Source organism: Lactobacillus sp. wkB10 (assembly GCF_000760615.1).
Taxonomy (GTDB): domain Bacteria; phylum Bacillota; class Bacilli; order Lactobacillales; family Lactobacillaceae; genus Lactobacillus; species Lactobacillus huangpiensis.
Genome location: NZ_JRJB01000001.1, coordinates 111,304 through 137,143 on the forward strand (window position 1 = coordinate 111,304; position 25,840 = coordinate 137,143).

Consider the following 25,840-nt stretch of genomic DNA (forward strand, 5'->3'; position numbering starts at 1 on the left):
AAATGTCAGAAATAGATAAATATATGAAAATAGTATTAATAATAATGTATCAATATATACTATCCGGGAGTTTTAGGACTATCATGACCGTATGAATTTTTCAAATTAATACGCCCATTTCTTTTTTGACTAATAAGTTCTGTCTTTTCTTTTTGTGCTAGATTTTTTGCGTATTCCAAGGCATCAGCTTTGCGGTCAAAAGTTTTAGAAATTTTGTCACTACCAGCGATTTTAACAGCCCATTTATCGCCGTGAGTAGTAACCCAAACATTTTTTGTGACGTCTTCCTTACCCATAATTTATTCACCTCTTTTCAAAGTAATTATACAGCTAATGGATATATAATGTGAAAGAATAAACACTTTTTATAAAGTGTTTATTTGTGCGTTTGCTAATTTAAAGCAGTTGCTAGCGAAATTGTTTAGTATATTGGCGATTTTAAAATCCGAATAATTAAAAAGATGATTAATATGAATAAAGTTAATGATATTCCAAGCAGTATTCTTCTACATTTGACTGTTTTTGTCTTGTCAAAAACAAAAACAAAACAAAAAGTGGCAACAACAATTAGTAAACCAGTAATTAATAATAACTTAAAATTATAATTCATTTTTTCACCTGTTTCAGTTCAATGAATAATATTGCATAATATTTGCTTGTGTTTTGTTAGTTGATTTATTAATATATTATTTATTGGAGTTATTGGAGGATTTTATGAACACTATTAGGGTAATGACTGTTTTTGGTACCAGACCGGAAGCTATAAAGATGTCTCCGTTGGTACAGAGATTAAAAAAAGATAATCGATTTGAAGAAATTACGGTGGTTACAGCACAACACCGGGAAATGCTAGATCAGGTTCTTGATATATTTAAAATCAAGCCAGATTATGACTTTAATATTATGGAAAAGAACCAAAGTTTAGAGGGTGTCACGGCCAAGGTATTAATCGACATGACAAAAGTCTTAAAAGAAGTTAAACCAGATATTGTTTTGGTCCATGGAGATACAACTACCAGTTTTGCTGCTGGTTTAGCCAGCTTTTATAATAAATGTCCTTTAGGCCATGTTGAGGCTGGACTGCGAACATGGAATAAGTATTCACCTTTTCCCGAAGAAATGAATAGGCAAATGACAGATGATTTAACTGATCTTTATTTTGCACCAACTGCGGTAAGTAAGCAAAATCTGATTAAAGAAAACCACAATTCTGACAATATTTTTATCACAGGCAATACAGCTATTGATGCCTTGGAAGAAACTGTTCAAGCTGATTATCACCATGAGGTTTTAGACCAGATTAAGCCTGGAAACAAGATAATTCTTGTGACCATGCACAGGCGGGAAAATCAGGGCGAACCTATGAGACGAGTTTTTAAAGTGATGAAACAAGTTGTAGACACTCAAGATGATGTTGAAATTATTTATCCTGTTCATTTATCGCCAAGTGTGCAAAAAGTTGCTCACGAAATTTTAGGTAACGACCCGCGTATCCATTTGATTGCCCCATTAGACGTGGTTGATTTCCATAACTTAGTTAAATTAAGTTACTTTATTATGACAGATTCTGGTGGGGTTCAAGAGGAAGCTCCTGCATTAAATAAGCCAGTACTGGTTTTAAGGGATACTACAGAGAGACCAGAAGGTGTTAAAGCTGGGACACTAAAATTAGTGGGAACGCAAGTTGATAATGTCAGAAACGCAATGTTGGAATTACTTGAAAATAAAAAAGTTTATGACCAGATGGCCAATGCAAAGAACCCTTATGGTGATGGTCATGCATCAGAAAGAATAATGGATGATATTGCCTATTATTTTGCTCAAAATAAGGGTGAAAAACCTGCTGATTTTAAATAAGCTGTCTAAATTTTATTATACAAAAAGCCAAGAAAAAGTTTTTTTCTTGGCTTTTATTTATCACTTTTTTCTTTACGTGATTTAATTTTCTCTTTTGCTCGTGCAATCATGGTGGTTTCTTGGGCTTGGAACACAGATCTCGTAGTGAGGTAATTAAAAATACCCACTAAAATTTGATCAACAATTTTTACTAACAGTGCATCTAAATGAAGCCAGGACAATCCGACCAACATAATTAAACTGTCCGGAATAAGACTAATAATTCTATAAGTAAAAAAGATAATCAGTTTTTGCCAAGTTGAATGTTCCTCATCAACATTATTGATAAAAACAGCCTTTTGGTTAAATACGAAGGAGGCCAGGTTAGACACAATAAATGCAATAGTATTTGATACTAAAACAATGCTATGCCACCATTTATGTAAAACCATAAAAACCACGGTGTTGATTAGAGCCGCTATAAAGCCAAAGATCATGTAAACAAATAAGTTACGATGTCTTTTGACTACTTTTTGTGCTAAGTGATGAATTTTAGGATCAGACATTGAGTCAAATTTTTGTGAATCCATTTTCTTATTCTTAACCATTTAACTGATCAGCCATTTCCTTAGCTGCATTATCAATTGCATCTATATCGTTATCGTTTGGTGCATTTTCAATTGTAACGGGTTTAGTCACTTCTTTTGCTCCAACTTGTTTAAACTTTTTTTCAAAATCAAAGACGTTTTCACAAAAATGATCAGCATACATCATGTCGCCACTGCCCATCACAGCAAAATATTTTCCAGTTAAATCCAAGTCATTTAGTTGGTCATAAAAATCTGCAATATCGTCAGTCATAGTGCCTTCGCCATAGGTATAAGTAATAAAGATGCACAAATCACTTGATAAGTAATCACTGGCGTCAGTAAATTCAGCTTCGCTCGTTTCCACATCGAAACCCAAATCTTGCAAATCTTCTTCCAGAATATCTGCTATATCTGCATCGTTGCCAGTCATACTTGCATAGACTATTCTAGCTTTCATTAAATTCATACCTTTCACAAAAACTAATTCATCAAAACATTATACCTAATTTTGCGTAATTAATGAAATTCTTTAGTAAACTTTTAAAAAACGCTATAATGTAATCAAACATCATTTAATAGAGGAGAATTTAAATTTGATTACAATTAAATCCATTAGAGAATTGAAGGGTATGCAAGCTTCAGGCAGGTTGTTGGCATCAATGTTTGAAGGTCTAAGGGAAGTAATTAAGCCCGGAATTACCACTTGGTCAATTGAAGAATTTTGTCAAGATTTTGTCAAAAGTCGTGGTGGCAGGTTATCAGAGCAGGGCTTTGAAGGTTACAAATATGGGACATGTATTTCTGTTAATGACCAGATCGCCCACGCTACTCCACGTAAAGACACTGTTTTAAAAGAAGGCGATTTGGTTAAAGTTGATGTGACTTGCAATCTCAATGGCTTTGAAACAGATTCTTGTACTACTTACCCAGTAGGTGAAATTTCTCAAGCTGATCAGGATTTGATGGATACAACTAAAAAAGCCATGTACTTAGGTATTGATCAGGCAGTTTTAGGTAATCGCATTGGGGACATCGGAGCCGCAATACAGCATTTTGTAGAAGATGAGCATCATTATGGTGACGTTAAAGAATTAGTCGGTCATGGTATCCAGCCAAGTATTCATGAAGATCCGGAAGTGCCACATTGGGGTAAAGCGGGACACGGATTAAGACTGCGTGAAGGAATGACTATTACTTGTGAACCAATGGTTGAAGCCGGTGGTGACTGGCGCATTGTTGAAAAAAGCGTTGCGGATCCAAAAGATGATTGGGTCTTTTACGCTACACCGGATGGCTCAAAATCCGCACAATTTGAACATACCTTTGCAATAACTAAGGATGGTCCTAAAATTTTAACGCTGCAAAAGCCATATGATGGCTACGAAAAATACTTACCACATTTTGACGAAATGGATGACTAAATTGCATGGGTAAAAAAGCTGAGGCAATCAGAAAACGCTCTTTTTTATTTTATAAAACTGTTTCCTTGAAATTTACTCAAGGTGAAGTTTTAACAAGCGCAATTGCGATTGCTTACTATGTTTTGTTTTCGATATTTCCGTTAATTATTATTATCGGAAATATTTTGCCGTTATTTAATATTAATACTGAACCGATTGCCAGTTATTTAAAACTGATTTTTCCAGATAAAATTGCTAAATTTATTATGCCGATAATTAACTCATTATTAAAAAGCAAATCAAGTGGTTATATTTCATTCGGTATTATATTGGCATTATGGTCTGTTTCTTCGTTAGTTAATGCTATTAGAATTGGTATGAATCGGGTTTATGGTGTTCGTGCCCAAGAATTAAAGCAAAAATGGCAAGTTACTGTTTGGACAAGATCTATTACTATTATGTTGACCAACCTTATGATTATAGTATTTGCCTTGCTTAATTTAACTTTGATTTTTGGTCAGCAGGTACTCGAATTTTTACGCCCAATTTTCTCTTTTTCTGTTGGCGAAATTGAAAAAATTTTTAGTTATCGTTACCCAGTAATTATTATCACAATGATAGGCTCACTGTATTATGTCAATTATTTTTTACCCAACATCAGATTGAAGAAAAAAGTTATCTGGCCAGGTGTTTTTACTACATTATTCGGCTGGATTATTCTTTCCTGGCTTTTTAGTTTCTATCTGCATCATTTTCGTATTAGCTGGGAAAACTATGGCATTATCGGTACTTTTATTATTTTCATGTTGTGGTTGAATATTTCCTCAATCCTCTTTTTACTGGGGACATGTGTAAATGCTGCGATAGTGACGCTTAATTACGGAGAAGTAAACTATTCAGTGGGTCGTTTAGCTGAATATATTCAAAGAAAACGCAGTCATTAAAAATTAGCGCATTCAATTTTATTTTGGTATATTAGTTTTATGATTTTAAAGAAAGCGTAAAAAATATGAAAGTAAGAAAAGCAATTATTCCTGCTGCTGGTCTTGGTACTAGGTTTATGCCGGTAACTAAAGCAATGCCTAAGGAAATGTTGCCGATTGTCGACAAACCGACTATTCAATTTATTGTTGAAGAAGCCAAAAAATCTGGTATTGAAGACATTTTGATTGTCACTGGGAAAAATAAGCGCTCTATTGAAGATCACTTTGACTCCAATCCTGAACTTGAACAAAATCTGCAGGAAAAAGGCAAGACTGGTCTGCTTAAAATGTCGCAGGAAATTACCCATTTGGGAATTAATATTTATTATACTCGTCAACCCTATCCAGCAGGTTTAGGGGATGCGATTGCCCGTGGACGTAGTTTTATTGGAGATGAACCATTTGTCGTTATGCTTGGCGACGACTTGATGATGGACAAAGTACCATTAACAAAGCAATTGATTGACCGTTATAGTGAAACTAATGCTTCCACAATTGCAGTCATGCCGGTACCACATAAAGAAGTTTATAAATATGGAATAATTGAACCAGATAGTGAAATTGCGCCTGGCTTAATAAATGTTAAATCTTTTGTAGAAAAGCCAGAAGTAGACAAGGCACCAAGTGATTATGCCATTATTGGCAGATATCTTTTGACCCCTGAAATTTTTCCAATTTTGGCTGAACAGAAACCAGATAAAAGCGGGGAGATTCAATTAACTGATGCGATTGATACCATGAATAAAACTCAACGGGTTTTAGCGCACGTATTTAAGGGGACTCGTCATGATGTTGGGAATAAGGAAAGTTATTTGGAAACATCGATAGAATATGGCTTAAAACATCCGGAAACGAAGGATGCATTACGTAAATATATTATTGATTTAGGGAAAAAATTAGAAGAACAAAATTAACAATAGCAAATAAATCAATTATGCAATTAAAGGAACCATCATTTAATGGTTTCTTTTTTTATGTAAAATTTTTCTTAATGTCTGACTAATTACTGTCCTCGAGTTGAAAATTTTTGTATCATGCAACTTGAAACTTTTCGCTAAGGGATAGGTTAAATGAAAGATATATATATTGTTGCAGCTAAAAGAACTCCTTTTGGTCGCTATCATGGGTTATGGGCTGAAAAAAATGCAATAGATTTAGGAGAGTTAGCCTTAAGAGAAACACTAAAAAGCATTAATCTGCCTGCTGAAAAACTAGACGCCTTATTTATGGGTAATGTTTTGGGTGCTGGTTTAGGACAAAATATGGCTCGGCAAATTGCTCTAAAAACGGGTATGAGTCCCAAAAGCAGCAGCGTTACAATTAATGAAGTCTGTGGTTCAAGTTTAAAAGCTCTCAGACTGGCTCAAGGACAGATGGAACTGTGTGACTTTGACTTGGTAGCTGTTGGCGGTGCTGAAAGTATGTCTAATGCTGTTTATTTAATAGAGGACAAAGAAAAACCACAGTTTCAAAGCGAAATGCTGCAGAATGGCCTCATTGATGCTTTTTCTCATGAGCATATGGGATTAACGGCTGAAAACGTAGCAGAAAAATATGGAGTTACGCGTACAGAAATGGATGAATATAGTTTAGCTTCTCATCGCAAAGCAGTTGAAATTGTTCAGCAAAACTTTTTTCAAGATGAAATAATTGGCGTAGAAGTAAACGGTAAAATAATCCAGCAGGACGAAACGATTCGAGCTGATACTAATTTAGAAGCACTAAGTAAGCTAAAACCTGTTTTTAAGAAAAATGGTTTAGTTACAGCTGGCAATTCTTCGCCCTTAAGTGATGGTGCCAGTATGATTATTTTGGCAAGCGCAGAAAAAGTAAAGGAACTCAAACTGCAACCTCTGGCGCGGTTGGGTTCGTTTGCTGAATCTGGTACTGATCCGGCATACATGGGTGTAGCGCCATATTTTGCAGTAGAAAAATTATTACAAAAAACAAACAATACCATTAATGATTATGATGCAATCGAAGTTAATGAAGCTTTCGCTGCACCTAGCGTTGTCTTAGCTCGAAAACTCCGAATTCCACCCGCTAAACTAAACATTTTTGGTGGAGCCATTGCACTAGGTCATCCTCTTGCTGCTACCGGAACTCGTTTAGTAGGAACAGCTGTCAATATTATGAATCATATCAATGGTCACAAGGCTTTGGTAACTCTTTGTATTGGTGGCGGACAAGCAATTGCATATGAAATAGAGAAATTTTAAATGAAGTTTTATAAGTTAGCACCAGAAAAAAGACGAGAAATGCTGCAAAAACAAGGAATTAAACTGGATCAAGTTGATTCTCAGGTTTTGCATGACTTGGATTTATTAAGTGAAAATGTAATTGGTCAATTACGTTTACCTGTTGGTTTAGCACAAAACCTATTGGTTAATGGTCAAAATTACCAAGTGCCAATGGTGACCGAAGAGGCCTCGGTAGTTGCAGCGGCTAATAATGGCGCTGGTATTGTTGCAAAAGCTGGTGGCTTTACCGCAAGTAGTCAACGAGACGGTATTTGGGGTCAAATTGTAATGCAGGTGGCTGAAAATTTTGAAGTCTCCAACTTGCAAGAAGTATTGCCAACTCTTATTAAAAAGACAAATACTGATTTTGCCAGTCTTGTAAGTCATGGCGGTGGAGTCCGTAAAATAGAACTTAAGCAAATAAATGATTTGCTTTATATAAAAGTATTAGTTGATCCTGCAGAGGCTATGGGTGCAAATAAAGTAAATTCAATTTTAGAATTTATGGCAGATAAGTTAGAGGATTTTGCTGGCATTAAACAAAAATTATTTGCCATTTTGTCAAATTATCCTAGCCAAATCACAACGGTCAAGGCTGCAATTCCTGTTGATTTAATAGGTGGAACAGAAATTGCCAGAAAAATTGCTTTATTGAGTCAAATTGGTCAGGACGACCCAATGAGAGCGGTTACCAATAACAAAGGAATCATGAACGGAGTTGATTCTGTCTTACTGGCAACTGGAAACGATACTCGCGCAGTAGAGGCAGCTTGTGGTGTTTTTGCAAGTAAAAAGGATACCTACATCAGTCTCAGCAAATGGCAACTTGAAAATGAAAATCTTATCGGAAAGCTTAGCATTCCCTTGCCAATTGGAACTGTTGGCGGCTCAATTAATAACAGAAAAGATGTTAAGCAAAACTATCGTATTTTAGGGGAGAAAATTACTGCAGAACAATTGGCTAATATTATTGCTGCCATTGGTTTAGCCAATAATTTAGCAGCATTACTGGCAATTTCTACCAGGGGAATACAAGCAGGACACATGAAACTGCAGGCCAGAAATATTGTTGCAGTTTTAGATGCTACTGCTGCCGAGAAAAAAGTTGTATTCCAAAAAATCATAAATAGCAAAAAATACAGTCAATCTGCAGCTAAGGAATTTTTAAAAGAAATCAGAGAGGAAAATAATGCAAGTCGGAATTGATCAAATTGGTTTTTATACACCAAACAAATACGTTGATATGGTGGATTTGGCAAAAGCTCGAAATGAAGATCCTAATAAATTTTTGATTGGTATTGGTCAAATTAGAATGAGTGTTGCTGATCAGACTCAAGATACAGTATCAATGGGAATTAATGCAACGCTTAGATATTTAGATCAAATTGAACGTAAAAAAGTCGGTTTATTAATCGTTGGAACAGAAAGCAGTGTTGACCAGTCTAAATCAGCTTCGCTTTTCATCAAATCGGCTTTGGAATTACCGGCAAATGTCAGAACTTTTGAAGTAAAAGAAGCTTGCTTTGGCATGACTGCAGGCATCATGATTGCTCGGGATTACGTCCGCCTCCATCCGCACCATAGTGCAATTGTAATTGGCTCTGATATTGCTCGTTATGGAGTTAACACGGGGGGTGAGGTGACACAAGGAGCTGGCAGCATTAGCATGTTGATAAAGGCTGATCCCCAAATTTTGGCTATCAATAATGGACACAGCTCACACAGTGAGGATATTAATGACTTCTGGCGCCCTAATGATTCAGCAGTTGCCGTAGTTGATGGTAAATATTCTAAAAATGTGTATTTAGACTTTTTTAAACACACATTCAAGGATTATCTTAGACAAACCGGAATAAAAACTAGTGATTTCACAGCATTACTTTATCATTTGCCTTTTGTAAAAATGGGCTTTAAAGCAAATGAATGGGCAATTACTGATCTGGATGAAAAGGCAAAAAAACGACTGACAGAGAATTTTACTGCTGCAGCTATTTATGGCAAGGAAGTCGGTAATATTTACACTGCTTCTTTATATTTAAGCCTTTTGAGTTTACTGGAAAATGCTAAATTGCCGGCAAATGCAAAGATTGGTTTATTTTCTTATGGTTCAGGGGCAATGGGTGAGTTTTATTCAGGACAAATTATTGAGGGTTATGAAAAGAATCTACATGCAAATGCAGATCAAACAATGATTAATCGCCGTCAAAAATTAACTATTCCTGAATATGAACAAATTTTTAATCAGGCTTTAGAATTTCCACAAGATAACTTAGAGCTTCAAAGTGATGAAGAAAACGGCAACTGGTATTTTGCCGGAACCAAAAACCGCATTCGTCAATATTTCCAAAAATAGATAAAAAGGCTGCCAAACGGCAGCCTTTTTAGGTTAGCCTAACTCCATTTTGATCAGGTAAAATTTGAATACCATAAACAGCAATTCTCTCTTTTTGATTATAAATAAATATCGGAATACTGCGACCGTGAATATTTTTAACCAAGTTAATCAATTTTTCTTTTGTAAGTGACTTTTTTCCTGGAAAAAGCAAGCATTCACTGCTTGAAATTTTTACTTTTGCCAAAGGAATGGTTTTTTGACCGATAGTTAAATACAAGTTAGTTTGGTTGCTTAGATCATTGGTTAATTGTAATAAATCTGTTAATCTCATTTTTAATATTCCTATACAAATTTAAAATGTTATACTATAAGATATTATTTTAGTGAGGGTGGCTGAACTAATTGAAAAAATTAAAACATAAAAAGCTATGGCTTTCATCAATTATTATTATCTTACTAGTATGTGTATTATTTACAGGAGCAGGTTACTATTTCTTTAAAGTGGCATGTGTACCAGGTAAAAAAAGTTTTTTAAGTTCTTCAAGTAAAGTAATCAAGAAGTCAGATCCTCTTTACCGTGAAAAAATTTGGTTTAAAAAAACTGCTAAACAAAAGTGGTATATTGAATCAGCTGATGAAAAATTCAAATTAGACGCAAATTTTATTCCTTACAAAACTTCCAACAAGACAGCTATTGTTTTACCTGGATATATGGACACGAAAGAAGATATGGGAGAATATGATGCCTTGTTTCATCAATTAGGCTATAATACTTTAACTCCAGATCCGAGAGCTCAGGGAAAGAGCGAAGGAAAATACATTGGGTATGGTTGGCCGGAAAAAGATGACGTAAAAAAATGGGTCTCGTATTTATTGCAAAAATATGGGCAGAACCAACAGGTAGTAATTTATGGCTTAAGTATGGGTGCGGCAACTGCCATGATGACAAGTGGGCTTAAACTTCCTCATCAAGTTAAAGCGTTTGTAGAAGACTGTGGCTATACCAGCGTCAAGGATGAAATTGAGCATGAAGCAGGAGTCTTGTACAATATGCCTGCTTTTCCTCGTTTTCCACTAGTTGAAATTCTAAGTGGCATTAATAAGATAAAAGTTGGCTATTTCATGGGTAATGCCTCTAGTGTTAAACAGTTACATAAAAATCATAGACCAATGCTGTTTATTCATGGCAGCCGTGATAATTTTGTACCAACTAAAATGGTCTATCCTAATTATAATGCTACCAGAGGACCAAAGGAAATATGGGTAGCTCCCGGAGCTAAACATGCCAAGTCATTTTCAAAGCATCCAAAGGAATATAAAAGACGTGTTGCGACATTTTTAGCTAAATATGTGAAGTAAACTATGCATTTTATTTGCTAGCGCTTACATTTGTCTGCTATTATTAAAGTGTGGTTAAGGTTACAAGATTTCTATCTCCATAATATGTTTGTTATCTAATTTTAAAATGACAAGTTTATCGCGAAAATTTGTAAAGTTTTATATATTTGTATATGAGGATTTTATCTCAAGAAATATTCTCAATTGACACCCGATCCACAAAAATAGTTGTCGCTGATTGCGACAACTATTTTACTTTTTATTTATCTTAAAGTAAGTTTAACGACACATTCACATCTAGGTGTTTGGGGTAGCATGTCGACATTTTCAATCAATCTGACATTGTATGCCTCACTTAAAAGAACTAAATCTTGAGCGAGAGTAGATGGGTTACAGGAAATGTAAACAAACGTTTTGGGTTTTACTCTCAACAGGGTTTTGATCAAACTTTTCGCTAGACCAGTTCGGGGCGGATCGACAATCAGCGCATCAATTGGAACGCCATTTTTTACTAGTTCAGGTAAAATCTTTTCTACACTTCCCTGGATATAATTAGCATTTTTGATATGATTTAATTCCACGTTATGATTAGCGTCAGCAACTGCTTCAGGAATAGTTTCAATGCCAATAACCTGCTTGACTTGATCTGATGCCAAAATTCCCAGCGTTCCCACACCACTGTAAGCATCAATCAGCGTTTCATCTGGACTCAAATCTAAAAATTTAAGTGCGAGTGAATACAAAGTAATAGTTTGTACCGGGTTTAACTGAAAAAATGCTCGCGGTGACAAGGCAAACTTTTTGCCTAAAATTTCATCAGTGATTTGATTTTTACCTGCTATTTTAGTGGTTTTGTTGCCCCAGACTTGTGGGTTGCGCCAATCAGTTTCATTTTGATAAACACTAACCACATCCGGAAGCCTTATAATTTCTTTTGCAAGTTGATTAATATTTTTAAGGCTATGTCCTACGATAATTAAAGTTACTTGAATTTCGTGAGTAGCATAGGCTTGACGTACTACAATGGTCTTAAGACCATCAGAGTGCCGAAAAGGATCTGCAATTCTAATGTGCAATTTTTCCACTAAACTTTTAATTTTACGTTCGGTGTCTTGGGTTGCCTCACTTTGAGTTGGCATTTCAGGCAAATCAAACAGTTCGTGTGAGTTAGGTGCAAAAAGCCCTAAACTGGTCTGACCATGAGATTGTTCAATTTGATATTGAGCTTTATTGCGGTAATGCCATTCTTCTGGAGCCGGAATTGTTTTTTTAACTTTATACTTGCTGTAACCGCGTGGATGATATTTTTTAAGAGCTTCAAGAACATTGTCACGTTTGAATTCAAGCTGTTTAGGATAATCTAAATGAGCAAGTTCGAGTCCACCAATTTCTGGATTGACATTAGTGGGGAAAGGTACTCTATCAGGACTTTTTTCCTTAATGCGGACAAGCTCAGCTTCAATATAGCGTGGGTATTCTGTAATAATTTTGGCAACAACTACTTCATTAGGCAGGGCACCGGGAATAAAAATTATTTTTTTGCGGTAATAGCCGATGCCTTCACCATTGATTCCTAGTCTTTTAATTGTAATAATAATATCTTTATCTTTTGGATTATTTTGGTTAAATTTCTTGTACATAATTTTCTTTCTACAATAAAATATTAAATGTTAATAATTTATTGTACTCCCTGGAAAAAGTTTTTAGCAAGAAAGAGCAAAATTTGCTAGCATGGATTTAGGGAGTGGAAAGGTGAGTCACTATGGCAATAATTACTAAAGTCAGTAGCCAAAAAAGACCTGGTCGTTTTAATATCTTTTTAGACGGCAAATATTCTTTTTCGGCTGCTGAACAAACTGTGGCTGAGTTTATGCTCTTAAAAGGGCAGGAGCTTTCTGAAGAACAAATTGTGGAAATTAAACAATTTGATACAGATGCTAAAGCAACTAATATTGCAACTAAATTTTTAAGTTATGAACCCAGAACAGTTTTTGAAGTTCTACAATACCTTAATAAACATGACATTGACAATGAACCTGCACAAGCAGCAGTTAGTCAGCTGACAGAAATGGGTTTTTTAGATGATGCCAAGTACGCTCAATTGATGATTAGACAAGATTTACGTATAGGTACTGATGGACCACTTAGTTTAAGCAATAAGCTTAGACAAAAAGGAATTGATCCTGAAATAATTGACAATGCTTTAGCTGAAGTAGATGACGATAAGTGGCTGGATGCAGGCAAAAGAGTGCTCAAATCAATGAGAAGCAAAGTAGGCAAATTAGCAAAACGTGAGCTGGAACGAAAAATGACGGTGAAATTATTAAGTCATGGCTTCTCCAGTTCTCTGGCCAGCACAATAATTGCTCAAATTGATTTACCACAAAATGATGAAGACCAAACAGAAGCCTTAAAAAAGCAGGGCATAAAAGCATATAAGCGTTTTCGGCGTTTACCAGAAAGCGAAAGACAAATTAAAATACGTAATTATCTCTTCACACATGGATTTGCCAGTAACGAAATTGATGCCTTTCTTGCTGGCGAAATTATTCCTTTAGATGAATTAGCTGAATATTAGGAGAATTTATGAAAAAACTGCAAAAAAAAGTAACATTCGTTGGTCGTCCTTTTCCAGATCAAGTGATGGATGAACAAAAAACTTTTAATCAGGCAAACATGGAAATGGAACAAAATCAAGTTTTCCAAGATTTTATTAGCAAAAACAATTTGAAAAATACTAGGAGCTGTATGGTGGTTTTTGGTCCTGAAAATTTCATGTATTGGTATGGTGTTGTTGCACCAAACAATATTAAAGTTCCTCAAGGTTTAATGAAATTTGTTTTGCCTGAAACTCAAGTAGCAATTGAAGAAAAAACTAATCAAAACATTTCCTTTTTTAGTCAACCATTAAATATGGTAATTTCACAGTTTTTAGCTGCTGTTGCAGATGAAGGCATAAAAATTTACCAAAATCCGGGAGATAGTTTAACTCCTTATATTTTGCAAAACTTGAATTTAGACACAAAAAAACTGACCCAAGAATTATATCTTGAAGACAGTCTTAAAAATTAGTGTTGTTTGGGATCAATTGACAGGTTATCATACTCCACATATGCACCAAGACAAGTTGACAAAAGCATGATCAGCATCACGATACCAACTGATTTGCCTACAATCTGATCTAGTGTTAAAAATTCTCTGACTACAAAAGTGGCAGCAAAGCAAAGAATGAAATCTAAAACTACATTGGCAATTTGCAAAAGGTAGCGTCTTCTGATACTGAAAAAACGTAGCAATTGCTTCAAGAAGCCATCGTTTATTTCAACTGCCAGCAAGTCGACCGGTCTTTGAATCGTTGCCTTAATTGCAAACATAATTAAGGCACCGACTGTTGCACCAATACTAGTGCGAAAAAGATCAGCTGAATGTAAAACCAGAGCATCATAACCAATACCAATAATGGTTAAACTACACAGATAGGGAATTAACAGTAAAAATGTGAAAACAAGTATGACATGACTTTTTTTCATAGTTTGACCTCATTTCTTACGTGCTATTCTAACATATTGTTTGCGTACATGATATAATGTTGGTATTTAATACGTTATTTTAAGAAAGAGAGCAATAAAATGGCTAGCGACCCCGACAAGGGGAATTTATTTGAGCGTTTCAAAAATAAATTTTCCCCTACAAATGATGAAGAAACAAGAGAGCACTTAATTACAGAAATTGAAGATTTACATAAAGACAAGAAAATTAGTGACAATGAATTTTCAATGTTAAATGCAGTTTTGGATTTTCAGGGACGGATGGTACGTGAAGTGATGGTACCCAGAATTGATGCTTTCATGGTTGATTGCCAGGAAAGTTTGCAGGATCATCTAAAAGAAATACTGCGTGAACCATATTCCAGAATACCGGTTTATCAACATGATAAGGACAAAATAGTTGGTATCATTCATATTCGCACAGTTTTGCGTAAAGCTTGGGAGAAGGGCTTTGACAAAATTACTTACGATGATGTAATGAATCCTCCTCTTTTTGCGCCAGAAACAACTGAACTTAGAGAACTACTCGTAGAAATGCAGCAAACTCAGCAGCAATTAGCTATCTTGACAGATGAATATGGTGGAGTTGTCGGAATTGCAACCATTGAGGATATTATTGAGGAGATAGTCGGTAATATTGATGATGAAGTAGATCAAACTGAGGTTTTAGTGCATCAGATTGCACCGAACAAGTTTGTCATTTATGGTAAAATGCCTCTTGATGATTTTAATGAACAATTTGGCACGGATCTTGAAATGGAAGATGTGGATACCATTGCCGGCTATATGATTACCAAATTAGGTATAATTCCTGCAAAAGGCGAAAAACTCTCAGTCAAATTAGACAATGGCATGGTTTTAACTACCAGAAGAATGATGCGTTCAAGACTAATGACAGTTTTATTAACTATACCTGAAGCAAAACCTAAAAAGAAAGAAGAACAAAATACTTAATGAGTAACGAACTGTTAGACAAAGTAAAAAGAAGAAGAACATTTGCTATCATATCGCACCCAGATGCAGGGAAAACTACGATCACGGAGCAAATGCTTCTTTTTGGTGGCGTAATTCGCAGTGCTGGGACAGTTAAAGCACGTAAAAGCGGTCATTATGCTACAAGTGACTGGATGGAAATTGAAAAGCAACGTGGCATTTCAGTTACCAGCTCCGTCATGCAATTTGAATATCAGGGAAAGAGAATTAATATTCTTGATACTCCTGGGCATGAAGACTTTTCTGAAGATACTTATCGTACTTTAATGGCAGTTGACTCAGCAGTCATGGTTATCGATTCTGCTAAAGGTATTGAACCTCAAACTAAAAAATTATTTAAGGTCGTAAAACAAAGGGGGATTCCAATTTTTACCTTCATGAACAAGTTGGATCGTGACGGCAGACCTCCGCTAGATTTGATTGCTGAACTTGAAGATCTGCTGGGCATTGAAGGCGTGGCTATGAATTGGCCAATTGGTTCAGGCCAAACCTTACAGGGATTGTATGATATCGCTAATAACAAAATTGAAATGTATCATAAAGATGGATCTGACCGCTTTTTGTCACTAGATAAAGATGGTAAATTGCCGGACAGTGAACCCTTTAGTCAAAATCCTCAATTTCAAGATACACTAGGAGAAATTGAATTAATTAAAGAAGCCGGTAACCAGTTTGACTTACAAAAGATTGCTAAAGGAGATCAAACTCCGGTATTCTTTGGCTCTGCTTTAACAAATTTTGGTGTTGAAACTTTCCTGCAAAGCTTTGTCCAACTGGCTCCTGCACCTGCAAGTCATACAGTTAATGAAACTGAAGAACTGGCTCCTGATGATTCGGAATTTTCGGGTTTTGTGTTTAAAATTCAGGCTAATATGAATCCTCATCACCGTGATCGCATTGCTTTTGTTCGTATTGGCAGTGGCGAGTTTAAAAAGGGATTGGACGTTACTTTGGCTCGTACAGGTAAACCAATAAGGTTAAATAATGCGACAGAGTTTATGTCCAGCGAAAGAGTACAGGTTTCGGATGCTGTAGCAGGAGATATTGTTGGACTTTATGATACTGGTAATTTTCAGATAGGTGACAGTATCTATGCCGGCAAAGACAAAGTGGTTTACCCACCACTGCCAGAATTCACACCGGAATTATTCGTAAGGGTCACTGCTAAAAACGTTATGAAACAGAAATCATTTCATAAAGGAATGGTACAACTGGTTCAAGAAGGTGCAATTCAGTTATACCAAAATTATCAAACTGATGAGTATATCTTAGGTGCAGTCGGTCAATTGCAATTTGAAGTCTTTAAATTCAGAATGAAAAATGAGTATAATTCTGATGTTGAAATGACTAATATTGGTCATAGAGTAGCCCGTTGGATTGACCCTGAACAGCTGGATCCTGCCATGGCTAATAGTCGAAACCTACTGGTTAAAGATCGCTATGGTCAACCACTATTTTTGTTCGAAAATCAATTTGCTGAACGATTTTTCAAAGATAAGTATCCTGATGTTAAATTAACCGAAAAATTATAACAAAAAAGCTGGTTTTTAAACCAGCTTTTTTTATTTATCGATATGGATTTCAATTACATGTTGGCTTTCATCAATTGTCAACTTATATATAGGATCTTTTTCCTGAATAAGTCGTTTAATGACAAAATCTGTTTCGTCCTTGCGTACACGGCGATTGTGGTTTTCCAAGACAATTCCGATCGCTTTATCACTTTCGGTGTAGATAACGGAAGTATTGCCTAGAGAGTAAACTTTGACGTAATTTACGTTAGTCGTATTTAGTTGACTATGAACTAGGTCCTTATAACTATTGGTTACATCTATTAAATGCATGGATTTCACCCGTTTCTTCTAGTAGCTCTTTTTTATTTTAGTATACAACTAATCTAAACTTTTTTCTTTAGTAAAAAGCATGATTATCATAATTTACAATAACCATGCTTAATAAGAATTGACTTAGTTAGTAATTATCACTGCTGTTTTCTGAATTTACAACATTTTCATTTTCGCTTATGACAATTTTGTTGTCAGAAACATTTGCTAGTAAGTTCTTTGCTGCAGGGTGGTCAAGCTTATAGTCAGCAACTTTATCTTCAATTTCTTCCTGAATAGTTCTGCGCAGAGGTCTTGCTCCCATAGCAGGATTATAGCCTTCTTCAACAAGTTTCTTCTTGGCATCGTCGCTAACAGTAATCTGTAAGCCCTGATTTTTAACCATATTGTTTACATCGTCAAGCATCAAATTAACAATCTTAATCAGATCATCTTTAGTTAATTCATTGAATTCAATTACATCATCTAAACGGTTTAAAAATTCTGGTTTGAAGAATTGACTCATTGAACTTCTGGCAGAATCCGGCTTATCCTTAGAATTTTCTGCTGCGAAACCAACACTGGTATTCTTAATTCCCTGACCAGCATTAGAGGTCATGATAATAATTGTGTCTTTGAATGATACTGTTCTACCTTGAGAATCGGTCAAACGACCGTCATCGAGGATTTGTAAAAATAGATTCATAACAGCTGGGTCAGCCTTTTCAATCTCATCAAGCAATATCAAACTGTATGGGTGTCTTCTAACTCGTTCGGTCAATTGACCGGCTTCTTCATAACCCACATAACCAGGTGCAGACCCGATAAGCTTAGAGACTGAATATGATTCCATATATTCTGACATATCAAAACGAATCAAAGCATTCTCTGAGCCAAACATTTGTCTTGCTAATTGTTTAGCTAGTTCAGTTTTACCGACTCCAGTTGGTCCAACAAATAAGAAAGAGCCTATTGGACGACCAGATTTGTTAAAGCCAATTCTGTTACGCCTAATTGCCCGAGCCAGTTTATCAACAGCCTTGTCTTGGCCAATGACGTGAGCTTTCAGGTTTGGTGCCAGATTTTGCAGCTGGTTTTCTTCCTGCTTTTGCAAATCGCCCACAGGAATGCCAGTTTTTTCTTCAACAATCTTATTCATAATCTTGCTGGTAATAATAGGAGATTTGTCTGGATCGACTTTTTGATCCTTCATCTTATTATATTTTTCAATTTGATCGCGGTAGTATGCAGCTTTTTCATAGTCTTCGTTCTTTAAAGATTCTTGTTTTAATTTTTGTGCTGCATCAATCCGTTCCTTCATTTTATCTTTATCAACGTACGGAATTGTCAGATTCATTCGTGAACCTGCTTCATCAAGCAAATCGATAGCCTTATCAGGTAAAAATCTGTCCTGGATATAACGCTCAGATAATTCAGCAGCAGCTTTTATGGCATCATCAGTAAAATGTACATGATGGTAGTCTTCATAACGCTTTTGGATACCTTTCAAAATCCGAATAGTTTCTGGAACTGACGGCTCTTTAACATCGACGGGCTGAAAGCGTCTTGCTAAAGCAGAATCTTTTTCAATTTCACGATATTCTTTTAATGTAGTAGCACCGACTAGTTGCAGATCACCACGGGCAAGAGCGGGTTTAATAATATTGCCTGCATCCATTCCGCCTTCAGCATTCCCCGCGCCAACAATTTCATGAATTTCATCAATAAATAGTATAATGTCATCATGATTTTCCACTTCTTTAAGAAGTCGCTGCATACGCTGTTCAAATTGGCCACGAATACCTGTACCTTGCACTAAAGAAACTACGTTTAATGATATTATTCTTTTATCTTGTAATTTGGCAGGAACCGAGCCATCAACAATTTGTTGAGCTAAGCCTTCAACCACAGCAGTTTTACCTACTCCGGCTTCACCAATTAAAACTGGGTTATTCTTTGTTCTGCGGTTTAAAATCTCAATGACGCGTGCAATTTCTTTATCACGCCCAATGACTGGGTCAATTTTGCCTTTTCTTGCTAATGCAGTTAGATCTGTACCATATTGATCTAAAAGTGAACGACTACCTCCGGTACCATTATTACCATTGTTAGGTCCACCATTATTCATTCTAGGGTCTCCTGGATTTCCAGCATTGCCATTATAGTTAAACAGGTCGCTGAAATCACCAAAGAAGCCATTATTGTCATTATTCATATTAATATTTCCTTGTTGTTTAAGTTGTTGATAACATTGTCCGCATAAATTAATTTCTCGACTTTGTCCATTAACTTTTGCAAATAAGTGAATGGAAGCTGGTCGTTTTTGACAGTTTTGACAAAGCATTGTATTACCGCCTTTCATATCAGTTTACTAAATTATATAATTAGCACTCGGAATAATCAAGTGCTAAAACTTGGATCTTATTATTTGTAAGTACGGTAAATATGCTAAAATACATGTAGGCAAAATCAAAAATATTGCTGAATTAATATAGGATAAAAGCGGTGGTAAATTTGGATTATCAAAAAATTCTTGAGCAGTTGGCAGATGGTGAACTAGATCATTATGAAGTTGATCCTCAAAACGCTTTTGAATTTCAATCTGCATTAAGGTCTTTTGGTAAGAGGCAAAACATAACGGGAAAGGCTTTGCGGGGTGGTAAAATAATTTATTCGCAGTCTAAGACTGGAGTTTAGTGATGTAAACTGTTACATTTATGTTGTCTAATTCACAAAAAAATGATAGTCTAAGTAAGCGAATAGGTATTTATTACCGTTTTGATTTTTTGAATTAAAAGGAGATATATATAATGGAAAAACGCGATTTTCATGTTGTTGCAGAAACAGGTATTCATGCTCGTCCAGCTACATTGCTAGTACAAGCTGCTTCTAAGTTTGGTTCAGATATCAACTTGGAATACAACGGTAAATCTGTTAACTTGAAGTCAATCATGGGTGTTATGTCACTCGGAGTTGGTAAAAATGCTGATGTTACGATCAGTGCTGATGGTGATGATGAAAAAGACGCAATTAATGCTATTTCTGAAACAATGAAAAAAGAGGGTTTAGCTGAATAATGACCAAGACATTAAAAGGAATTGCTGCAAGTGATGGTATTGCTGTAGCACCAGCCTATCTCTTGGTTGAACCTGATCTTTCATTTTCAAAAACTACAGTTAGCGATGTTGAAAGTGAATTAACACGGTATAAGAAGGCAATTTCAGTATCAACTGCTGAAGTTGAAAAAATCCGTGATAGCGCAAAGAAGAGTTTAGGTGAAGATGAAGCTCAGGTCTTTGAAGCTCATCTGATGATTTTAAACGATCCTGAATTTACTGGTGCCATCGAAAATGAAATCAAAGAGCAAAAAATTAACAGTGAAGCTGCACTTGATGAAACTGCTCAAAAGTTCATTACAATTTTTGAAGGCATGACTGATAATGAATACATGCAGCAACGTGCAGCTGATGTGCGAGACGTTTCTAAGAGAATTATGGCTCATTTATTGGGTAAAGAATTGCCTAATCCAGCATCAATTGATCACGAAGTAATTGTGGTAGCCCATGACTTAACCCCAAGTGACACTGCTCAATTAAACAAGAAGTTTGTTAAAGGTTTTGTAACTGACATTGGTGGTCGGACTGCTCACTCTGCTATTATGGCTCGTTCTCTTGAATTACCAGCCGTTGTTGGTACTGACTCGATCACAAAAGATGTTCAAAATGGTGATACGCTTGCTGTTGACGGTCTAAGCGGTGATGTTATCGTTAAGCCAACGGACAGCGAGATTGCAGACTATAAGCAAAAGAGTGCTGACTTCTTGAAGCAGAAAGCTGAATGGGAAAAGTTAAAGAATGAACCTTCAGTAACTGCAGATGGTAAAAAATTCACAATTGCAGCAAATATTGGTACGCCAAATGATATGCCGGGTGTGAATGACAATGGTGCTGAGGCTGTAGGCCTTTATAGAACTGAGTTCTTGTACATGGATTCAAAAGACTTTCCAACAGAAGATGAACAGTTTGAAGCCTATAAAGAAGTCCTTGAAGGCATGCATGGCAAGCAGGTTATTATTAGAACCATGGATATCGGTGGTGACAAGCACCTTGACTACTGGAACTTGCCAGAAGAAATGAACCCATTTTTGGGAGTGCGTGCAATTAGGCTTTCACTGCAAAATGAAGAAATTTTCCGTACTCAGCTTCGTGCCTTGTTACGTGCATCTGCTTATGGTAAATTAGGTATCATGTTCCCAATGATTGGTACCATTAATGAATTACGTAAAGCTAAAGCAATTTTAAATGAAGAAAAAGACAAGTTAGTTGAAAAGGGAGTTAAGATCGGTTCAGATTTGGAAGTTGGAATGATGATTGAGGTTCCAGCTGCTGCCGTTTTAGCCGACCAACTTGCAAAAGAAGTTGATTTCTTCTCAATTGGTACTAATGATTTAATCCAATATACAATGGCTGCTGATCGTGGTAATGATAACGTTTCTTACCTGTATCAACCAGCAAACCCATCTGTTTTACGTCTGATTAAACATACAATTGATGCAGCTCATGAAAATGGTATTTGGTGTGGCATGTGTGGTGAAGCTGCTGGAGACAGCACCATGTTCCCAATTCTGTTGTCAATGGGCTTAGACGAGTATTCAATGAGTGCTACCTCGATTTTACGAATCAGAAGTTTGATGAAGAAGCTTGACACTAATGACATCAAAGAATTAGCAAATAAAGCTTGCTATGTTTCAGAAACTGCTGAAGAAAACGAAAAATTAGTTAGCGATTTAATGAAAAAAGTAAATAAATAAATATTAATATTCAAAAAGGGTACATTCTTAAAGTTTTTGTATCCTTTTTTAATTTCTTTAATCTTTCTTGGCAAAAAGTTCACAGAATATTCACGTTTTGAACTTAACATAAGAATGTAATTAGTCATCAAAAACACTACTTACAAAAAAGAAGTAGTATGTTATAATAATTTAGAAAACAATTAAAAGGAGCGTGAAATATATGGTCAACTTATATATATCTCCGAGCTGTACATCATGTCGCAAAGCAAAGGCTTGGTTAAAGAAACACGATATTCCGTTTAAGGAAAGGAATATTTTTTCTGAGCCGCTGACAAAAGACGAACTTATGCAAATATTGCGAATGACTGAAAACGGTACGGAAGAAATTATTTCTACGCGTTCAAGAGCCTTTCAACAACTTAAAGTTAATCTTGATGATCTATCAATAGACCAACTGCTTGACTTAGTGGAAAAGAATCCTAGTTTATTAAGACGCCCAATCATTATGGATGATAGACGTTTGCAAGTTGGGTATAATGAAGATGAAATTCGTCGCTTTTTACCAAGAAAAGTACGTCGTCTTGAGCTTGAAGAAATGCAAAAGATAGCTGATTTATAAAATTCAGGTAAGTTTAAAATAAAAGCGTTAGTTTTTAAACTAACGCTTTTATTTTATTAGCAAAGTACGCTACAATAGAACAAAGAATCTGATGGAGGTGAGAACTCATGCAAGTAGATCATATAAACAATAATACGATTCGCGTGAGAATAGGTAAACAAGAGTTAGCTAATCGTGGTCTCAAAGTTTTGGATTTACTAGGTGATAAAAATAAAATCCAGCATTTCTTTTACTCAATTTTGGATGAAATTGATACTGATCACTCTTTTAGTCAGGATGCACCGGTAACTTTTCAAGTGATGCCTAATAATGGTGGACTTGATTTACTAATCACTAAAGTTACAGAAAAAGATCGTAATAATCTTGCTCAATTATTTGATAATGATTTTGCCAACAACGACAATAAAAAAAATAATGATGCTCGCAAATCTTTTCTCGACCTTGAACCTGAAAATGAGGAAGAAGATAAAGAAGATTCAAGTGAGCCAGCAGATTCTTCTCAACCTAAGGTTAAGAAACAGTTTTGGAAATTGCAGAAAAAACAGGCCTACTGCTTTAATGATCTTGATCAGGTAACTGAATTAGCAGACAGTCTTGAAGCAAGTGATTTATCTTCCAGCCTATACTTCGAACGAGGTAAATTTTATTTAGAGCTGATTTTTACTGATCAAGAATATTCAGAAATAAAGCCAGCAGATGCATGGGCAATTGCAAACGAATATGGTATAAAAGTAAAGACAAGTGAAATGGCTCGCGTGCGAACAAATGGTAAATGTTTGTTATCTCATGATGCTTTAGACCGATTACGCCAATATTTTAGTGATATTAAATAAAATAGCAAAATAGCTGAATAAAAAAGGCAGGTAAAACCCTGCCTTTTTGCGTATTTATTCTTAGGTGATAAATATGTACGCAGCATTGTTAAATAATATTTTGGTTTTAGCAATTGAGGAAGCCAAGTTGCCCCAAAGTAACAATAAAATTAAAAAACATTATTTTTGTCCACATTGTGAACGAGAAATGCGATTAGTAAGTAAAGATAAGCGACCCTACTTTAAACATATACCATCTGAAATTAACTTATGCGGGGAAAATAAAGAACATGCTCAAAGTAAAAGAATACTGACTCAAGCATTGAGAGAGGTACATTTTAATGCTCAATCAGAGGTCAGTCTTGCTAATGGACAATTGCGAGCTGATGTATTGGCATCTTCAAATTTAGCCTTTGAAATTCAGTGTGCTCCTCTTAATAAGTCAGAATTTCGACATCGCCATTTTTTATATAAACAAATAGGCATTAAGGATATATGGATAGTTGGTAAGAGGCACTTTTTATTACAAAACTTGAAAAAATCTCAACTCATTTTCTTTCGTAAAAATAATTTTTGGCAAGATTATTATTTAGAGATTGATCCTTTTAAAAAGATTATTCGGTTAAAATATAACGTTTTGCTTGAGCCGCTAACAAATAAAGTTCATTTTCAAGAAGAAAAATTTGGTATCGGTGCAAAAGGTTTAAAAAAATTATGGCATTTTCAGCCATTGTTACAGAAATATCATGTTAATCCTAAACAGCAAAAACAATATTTGCAAATGCAGCTTGCACATAAAAGCTTGAAAGGCATACAAATTGCAAATTTGTTATATAAAAAACGACAAACCATAGATGATTTGCCGCTTTGGGTTTTTAACAATTTTCGTAAAATAAATTCGCCGGATAATGTAAGTAAATATTTAAATCAACCGTAAATGTCGTACAGGGTAATAATTTTTTGGCTCTCTGGCAACACAACCATTATCCTTAAGAAGCTTTATCAGTTTATCATGTGCAAGAATACCTTCTAACATTACACCATTATAATTGCCACTTTCATTAAAAATAATAGTAGTAGGAAAATTGCGGACGTTGAATTTACGCGCAAGATCTTTGTCTTGTTGAATTGAATCATCAACATAGCGGGCAATTTTGCGGCTATTAATGCGACTAAAATCCAAGTCTAAACTTTGCGCAATTTCTCTAGGCAAACTTTCTGAGTATTTATTAAAATCGGTACTCATAACACGCTGTAAAGCTACTAAATAAGCACGTGCTTTCTTGTTGCCATATTCTATCTTGATTGCATTGTAGTGCCGTAAAGCCTGGAAAGAAGCAATTGTATACTTCGGTATATCTTTTATTTTCTGGCCATTATTTTTTCTTCTAATAATGTCCTCTTTTATTACTTTTGAATTTATGATCGGAACAAAATGAAAAGAAGAGTTGATATTAAGTTCATCAATCGCGTCTTTGATTAAAACTTCCGTATCATAACAATAAATACCAACGGGATTAACAAAAAGAAAAATCTCGAACATGATCAGGCTCCTCCAATACTGATTGTTAAGTATAAAATGATTAAATATCTACCCTTTTAAAAAGTTCACTCAATCATATTCTAACACGATGTATGTAAGCGCGTGCAACTTTTGCTTGGTTAGTATTAGTATAATTTTGTGTAAATTTATACTCTTTTTTTAATTCTGCAAGAATCTGCTCGATTAAATCTGGATTATGGTTTTCAATCTCAAGCTCAAAATCTTCGTAGTTATCTGGATAAGTGTTATCATCAAAAGTCAGTTCACAATTTTGTGGTCCATTCGCTAATATACGGTGAGTTTTGCAGAAAGTTTGTAAATGCAGTTTTAACTTCTGTGAAAATTTCTGATCCAAATATTCTCCTACGCTATACTTAAAAATTATAGGCGATCCTTTTGCTACATGCTTAATTAATGCTTTAGCTTCATCTAATTTTAAGGAATCATTAATTTCTATTGCTTCATGAAAATCGTGTTGTATGGGATTCTTATTTGGAACCTTCAGAGTTTGCTCTGCATGGTCACTAAAAAGCCTAATGCGACAGCTTATGTTATATTGTTTTAGCAAACTGTCAGTAGTATCAAAATAATAATTTTCTTGTGTAAAGCTTTGCTTTACTGGAAAATCATGACAAAGTTTTTGGTATATTGCCTTAGGCAAGATGATTTTTGCTTCAATTTCATTATTTTGAGACATTTAATATTACTCCATTCAATTTTGTTTATGAAAGAAATACTTTAATATTCTGTAGCAAAATCTATATTTTTCAAAAGTAGTTTCTAAAAATCAAAAACAAATGTCATTAAATTTTAAAATTTTCTAAATAAGTAAAATAAGTGCTAAAGCTATGATAGTATAGCCTAATTGAAATTAATAAATTTATCATAATATCAAAAGGTTTAATGTGCAAGAAAAAAGACTTTGTAATAAGGCTTTAGGCACCTTTATAGAAAAACAGGGATTATTTTATTAAGGTAAATGACCATA

General features: G+C 35.2%; 28 protein-coding genes. 18 read left to right on the top strand and 10 right to left on the bottom strand.

The window, feature by feature from the left end; translation table 11 throughout:
* Positions 1-59: 59 nt before the first annotated feature.
* Positions 60-296 (bottom strand): DUF2188 domain-containing protein, encoded by a 237-nt coding sequence (locus tag LACWKB10_RS00545; RefSeq protein WP_034977309.1) that lies wholly within the window; start codon positions 294-296, stop codon positions 60-62.
* A 418-nt stretch (positions 297-714) separates the two neighbouring features.
* Between LACWKB10_RS00545 and wecB the strand changes: the two genes are divergently transcribed.
* Entirely contained in the window at positions 715-1,857 is a 1,143-nt protein-coding gene (wecB, locus tag LACWKB10_RS00550; protein ID WP_034977313.1) for a non-hydrolyzing UDP-N-acetylglucosamine 2-epimerase, read from the top strand.
* 53 nt (positions 1,858-1,910) lie between these two features.
* On the opposite strand, the gene LACWKB10_RS00555 is transcribed toward wecB, so the two are convergent.
* Together LACWKB10_RS00555 and LACWKB10_RS00560 are read right to left on the bottom strand one after the other, a co-directional pair.
* A complete protein-coding gene (locus LACWKB10_RS00555; protein WP_034977316.1) occupies positions 1,911-2,444 on the bottom strand; it encodes a GtrA family protein in 534 nt (177 codons plus the stop codon).
* Positions 2,437-2,883: a flavodoxin gene (locus LACWKB10_RS00560; protein WP_034977320.1), complete on the bottom strand. Its 447-nt coding sequence runs from the start codon at positions 2,881-2,883 to the stop codon at positions 2,437-2,439. The genes LACWKB10_RS00555 and LACWKB10_RS00560 overlap by 8 nt, the downstream gene beginning before the upstream one ends.
* 136 nt (positions 2,884-3,019) lie before the next feature.
* On the opposite strand from LACWKB10_RS00560, the gene map reads away from it, so the two are divergent.
* The 6 genes from map to LACWKB10_RS00590 all read left to right on the top strand — a co-directional run bounded on the left by map (position 3,020) and on the right by LACWKB10_RS00590 (position 9,402).
* Positions 3,020-3,847: a type I methionyl aminopeptidase gene (map, locus tag LACWKB10_RS00565; protein ID WP_034977323.1), complete on the top strand. Its 828-nt coding sequence runs from the start codon at positions 3,020-3,022 to the stop codon at positions 3,845-3,847.
* Between the two features lie 5 nt (positions 3,848-3,852).
* Positions 3,853-4,770 carry a YihY/virulence factor BrkB family protein gene (locus tag LACWKB10_RS00570; protein ID WP_052060226.1) on the top strand — a complete coding sequence of 306 codons (918 nt, stop codon included), beginning with the start codon at positions 3,853-3,855 and terminating at the stop codon, positions 4,768-4,770.
* Between the two features lie 65 nt (positions 4,771-4,835).
* Positions 4,836-5,723, top strand: coding sequence for a UTP--glucose-1-phosphate uridylyltransferase GalU (gene galU, locus LACWKB10_RS00575; protein WP_034977326.1), 888 nt, complete (start codon positions 4,836-4,838; stop codon positions 5,721-5,723).
* A 156-nt stretch (positions 5,724-5,879) separates the two neighbouring features.
* Positions 5,880-7,028: a thiolase family protein gene (locus LACWKB10_RS00580; RefSeq protein ID WP_034977328.1), complete on the top strand. Its 1,149-nt coding sequence runs from the start codon at positions 5,880-5,882 to the stop codon at positions 7,026-7,028.
* The gene (locus LACWKB10_RS00585) at positions 7,029-8,255 is read left to right on the top strand and encodes a hydroxymethylglutaryl-CoA reductase, degradative (protein WP_034977331.1); all 1,227 of its coding nucleotides are present in this window, start codon (positions 7,029-7,031) and stop codon (positions 8,253-8,255) included.
* Complete coding sequence (locus LACWKB10_RS00590; RefSeq protein ID WP_034977334.1) at positions 8,239-9,402, top strand: hydroxymethylglutaryl-CoA synthase; 1,164 nt, start codon at positions 8,239-8,241, stop codon at positions 9,400-9,402. Before LACWKB10_RS00585 ends, LACWKB10_RS00590 begins: the two co-directional genes overlap by 17 nt.
* A 28-nt stretch (positions 9,403-9,430) precedes the next feature.
* Here LACWKB10_RS00590 and LACWKB10_RS00595 read toward each other — a convergent pair whose 3' ends face one another.
* Positions 9,431-9,715, bottom strand: a complete 285-nt coding sequence (locus tag LACWKB10_RS00595; RefSeq protein WP_034977337.1) for a hypothetical protein — start codon at positions 9,713-9,715, stop codon at positions 9,431-9,433.
* Between the two features lie 71 nt (positions 9,716-9,786).
* Between LACWKB10_RS00595 and LACWKB10_RS00600 the strand changes: the two genes are divergently transcribed.
* On the top strand, positions 9,787-10,743 hold the full coding sequence (locus LACWKB10_RS00600) for an alpha/beta hydrolase (RefSeq protein ID WP_034977340.1): 957 nt from the start codon (positions 9,787-9,789) through the stop codon (positions 10,741-10,743).
* A gap of 242 nt (positions 10,744-10,985) precedes the next feature.
* Here LACWKB10_RS00600 and rlmD read toward each other — a convergent pair whose 3' ends face one another.
* Complete coding sequence (gene rlmD, locus LACWKB10_RS00605; protein WP_034977342.1) at positions 10,986-12,362, bottom strand: 23S rRNA (uracil(1939)-C(5))-methyltransferase RlmD; 1,377 nt, start codon at positions 12,360-12,362, stop codon at positions 10,986-10,988.
* Between the two features lie 122 nt (positions 12,363-12,484).
* Between rlmD and recX the strand changes: the two genes are divergently transcribed.
* Both recX and LACWKB10_RS00615 read left to right on the top strand, forming a co-directional pair.
* Positions 12,485-13,300 (top strand): recombination regulator RecX, encoded by an 816-nt coding sequence (gene recX / locus LACWKB10_RS00610; protein WP_034977345.1) that lies wholly within the window; start codon positions 12,485-12,487, stop codon positions 13,298-13,300.
* Between the two features lie 8 nt (positions 13,301-13,308).
* Positions 13,309-13,794 (top strand): hypothetical protein, encoded by a 486-nt coding sequence (locus tag LACWKB10_RS00615; protein ID WP_034977349.1) that lies wholly within the window; start codon positions 13,309-13,311, stop codon positions 13,792-13,794.
* Here the strand turns inward: LACWKB10_RS00615 and LACWKB10_RS00620 are convergent.
* Positions 13,791-14,252, bottom strand: a complete 462-nt coding sequence (locus tag LACWKB10_RS00620; RefSeq protein ID WP_034977352.1) for a hypothetical protein — start codon at positions 14,250-14,252, stop codon at positions 13,791-13,793. The two genes, LACWKB10_RS00615 and LACWKB10_RS00620, sit on opposite strands and share 4 nt — an antisense overlap.
* A gap of 99 nt (positions 14,253-14,351) precedes the next feature.
* Between LACWKB10_RS00620 and LACWKB10_RS00625 the strand changes: the two genes are divergently transcribed.
* Complete coding sequence (locus LACWKB10_RS00625; RefSeq protein ID WP_034977355.1) at positions 14,352-15,224, top strand: hemolysin family protein; 873 nt, start codon at positions 14,352-14,354, stop codon at positions 15,222-15,224.
* Positions 15,224-16,795, top strand: coding sequence for a peptide chain release factor 3 (locus LACWKB10_RS00630; protein WP_034977358.1), 1,572 nt, complete (start codon positions 15,224-15,226; stop codon positions 16,793-16,795). The genes LACWKB10_RS00625 and LACWKB10_RS00630 overlap by 1 nt, the downstream gene beginning before the upstream one ends.
* Before the next feature lie 30 nt (positions 16,796-16,825).
* Here the strand turns inward: LACWKB10_RS00630 and LACWKB10_RS00635 are convergent, their stop codons facing one another.
* A complete protein-coding gene (locus tag LACWKB10_RS00635; RefSeq protein WP_034977791.1) occupies positions 16,826-17,107 on the bottom strand; it encodes a DUF1827 family protein in 282 nt (93 codons plus the stop codon).
* Between the two features lie 127 nt (positions 17,108-17,234).
* A complete protein-coding gene (locus LACWKB10_RS00640; RefSeq protein ID WP_034977795.1) occupies positions 17,235-19,430 on the bottom strand; it encodes an ATP-dependent Clp protease ATP-binding subunit in 2,196 nt (731 codons plus the stop codon).
* Positions 19,431-19,600: 170 nt separating this feature from the next.
* Here LACWKB10_RS00640 and LACWKB10_RS00645 point away from each other — a divergent pair, with 170 nt between their 5' ends.
* The 6 genes from LACWKB10_RS00645 (at position 19,601) to LACWKB10_RS00670 (ending at position 24,246) form a co-directional block, all read left to right on the top strand.
* Positions 19,601-19,783: a hypothetical protein gene (locus LACWKB10_RS00645; RefSeq protein WP_034977361.1), complete on the top strand. Its 183-nt coding sequence runs from the start codon at positions 19,601-19,603 to the stop codon at positions 19,781-19,783.
* Between the two features lie 113 nt (positions 19,784-19,896).
* Positions 19,897-20,163 (top strand): phosphocarrier protein HPr, encoded by a 267-nt coding sequence (locus tag LACWKB10_RS00650; RefSeq protein ID WP_034977366.1) that lies wholly within the window; start codon positions 19,897-19,899, stop codon positions 20,161-20,163.
* Positions 20,163-21,896: a phosphoenolpyruvate--protein phosphotransferase gene (gene ptsP / locus LACWKB10_RS00655; protein WP_034977369.1), complete on the top strand. Its 1,734-nt coding sequence runs from the start codon at positions 20,163-20,165 to the stop codon at positions 21,894-21,896. Before LACWKB10_RS00650 ends, ptsP begins: the two co-directional genes overlap by 1 nt.
* Before the next feature lie 202 nt (positions 21,897-22,098).
* Positions 22,099-22,497 carry a transcriptional regulator SpxA gene (spxA, locus tag LACWKB10_RS00660; protein ID WP_034977372.1) on the top strand — a complete coding sequence of 133 codons (399 nt, stop codon included), beginning with the start codon at positions 22,099-22,101 and terminating at the stop codon, positions 22,495-22,497.
* A gap of 107 nt (positions 22,498-22,604) precedes the next feature.
* On the top strand, positions 22,605-23,330 hold the full coding sequence (locus LACWKB10_RS00665; protein WP_034977375.1) for an adaptor protein MecA: 726 nt from the start codon (positions 22,605-22,607) through the stop codon (positions 23,328-23,330).
* A 73-nt stretch (positions 23,331-23,403) separates the two neighbouring features.
* A complete protein-coding gene (locus LACWKB10_RS00670) occupies positions 23,404-24,246 on the top strand; it encodes a competence protein CoiA (protein ID WP_034977377.1) in 843 nt (280 codons plus the stop codon).
* On the opposite strand, the gene LACWKB10_RS00675 is transcribed toward LACWKB10_RS00670, so the two are convergent.
* On the bottom strand, positions 24,232-24,852 hold the full coding sequence (locus LACWKB10_RS00675) for a DsbA family protein (RefSeq protein ID WP_034977379.1): 621 nt from the start codon (positions 24,850-24,852) through the stop codon (positions 24,232-24,234). The two genes, LACWKB10_RS00670 and LACWKB10_RS00675, sit on opposite strands and share 15 nt — an antisense overlap.
* A gap of 73 nt (positions 24,853-24,925) precedes the next feature.
* Positions 24,926-25,549 (bottom strand): CYTH domain-containing protein, encoded by a 624-nt coding sequence (locus LACWKB10_RS00680; protein WP_034977382.1) that lies wholly within the window; start codon positions 25,547-25,549, stop codon positions 24,926-24,928.
* Positions 25,550-25,840: the final 291 nt, after the last annotated feature.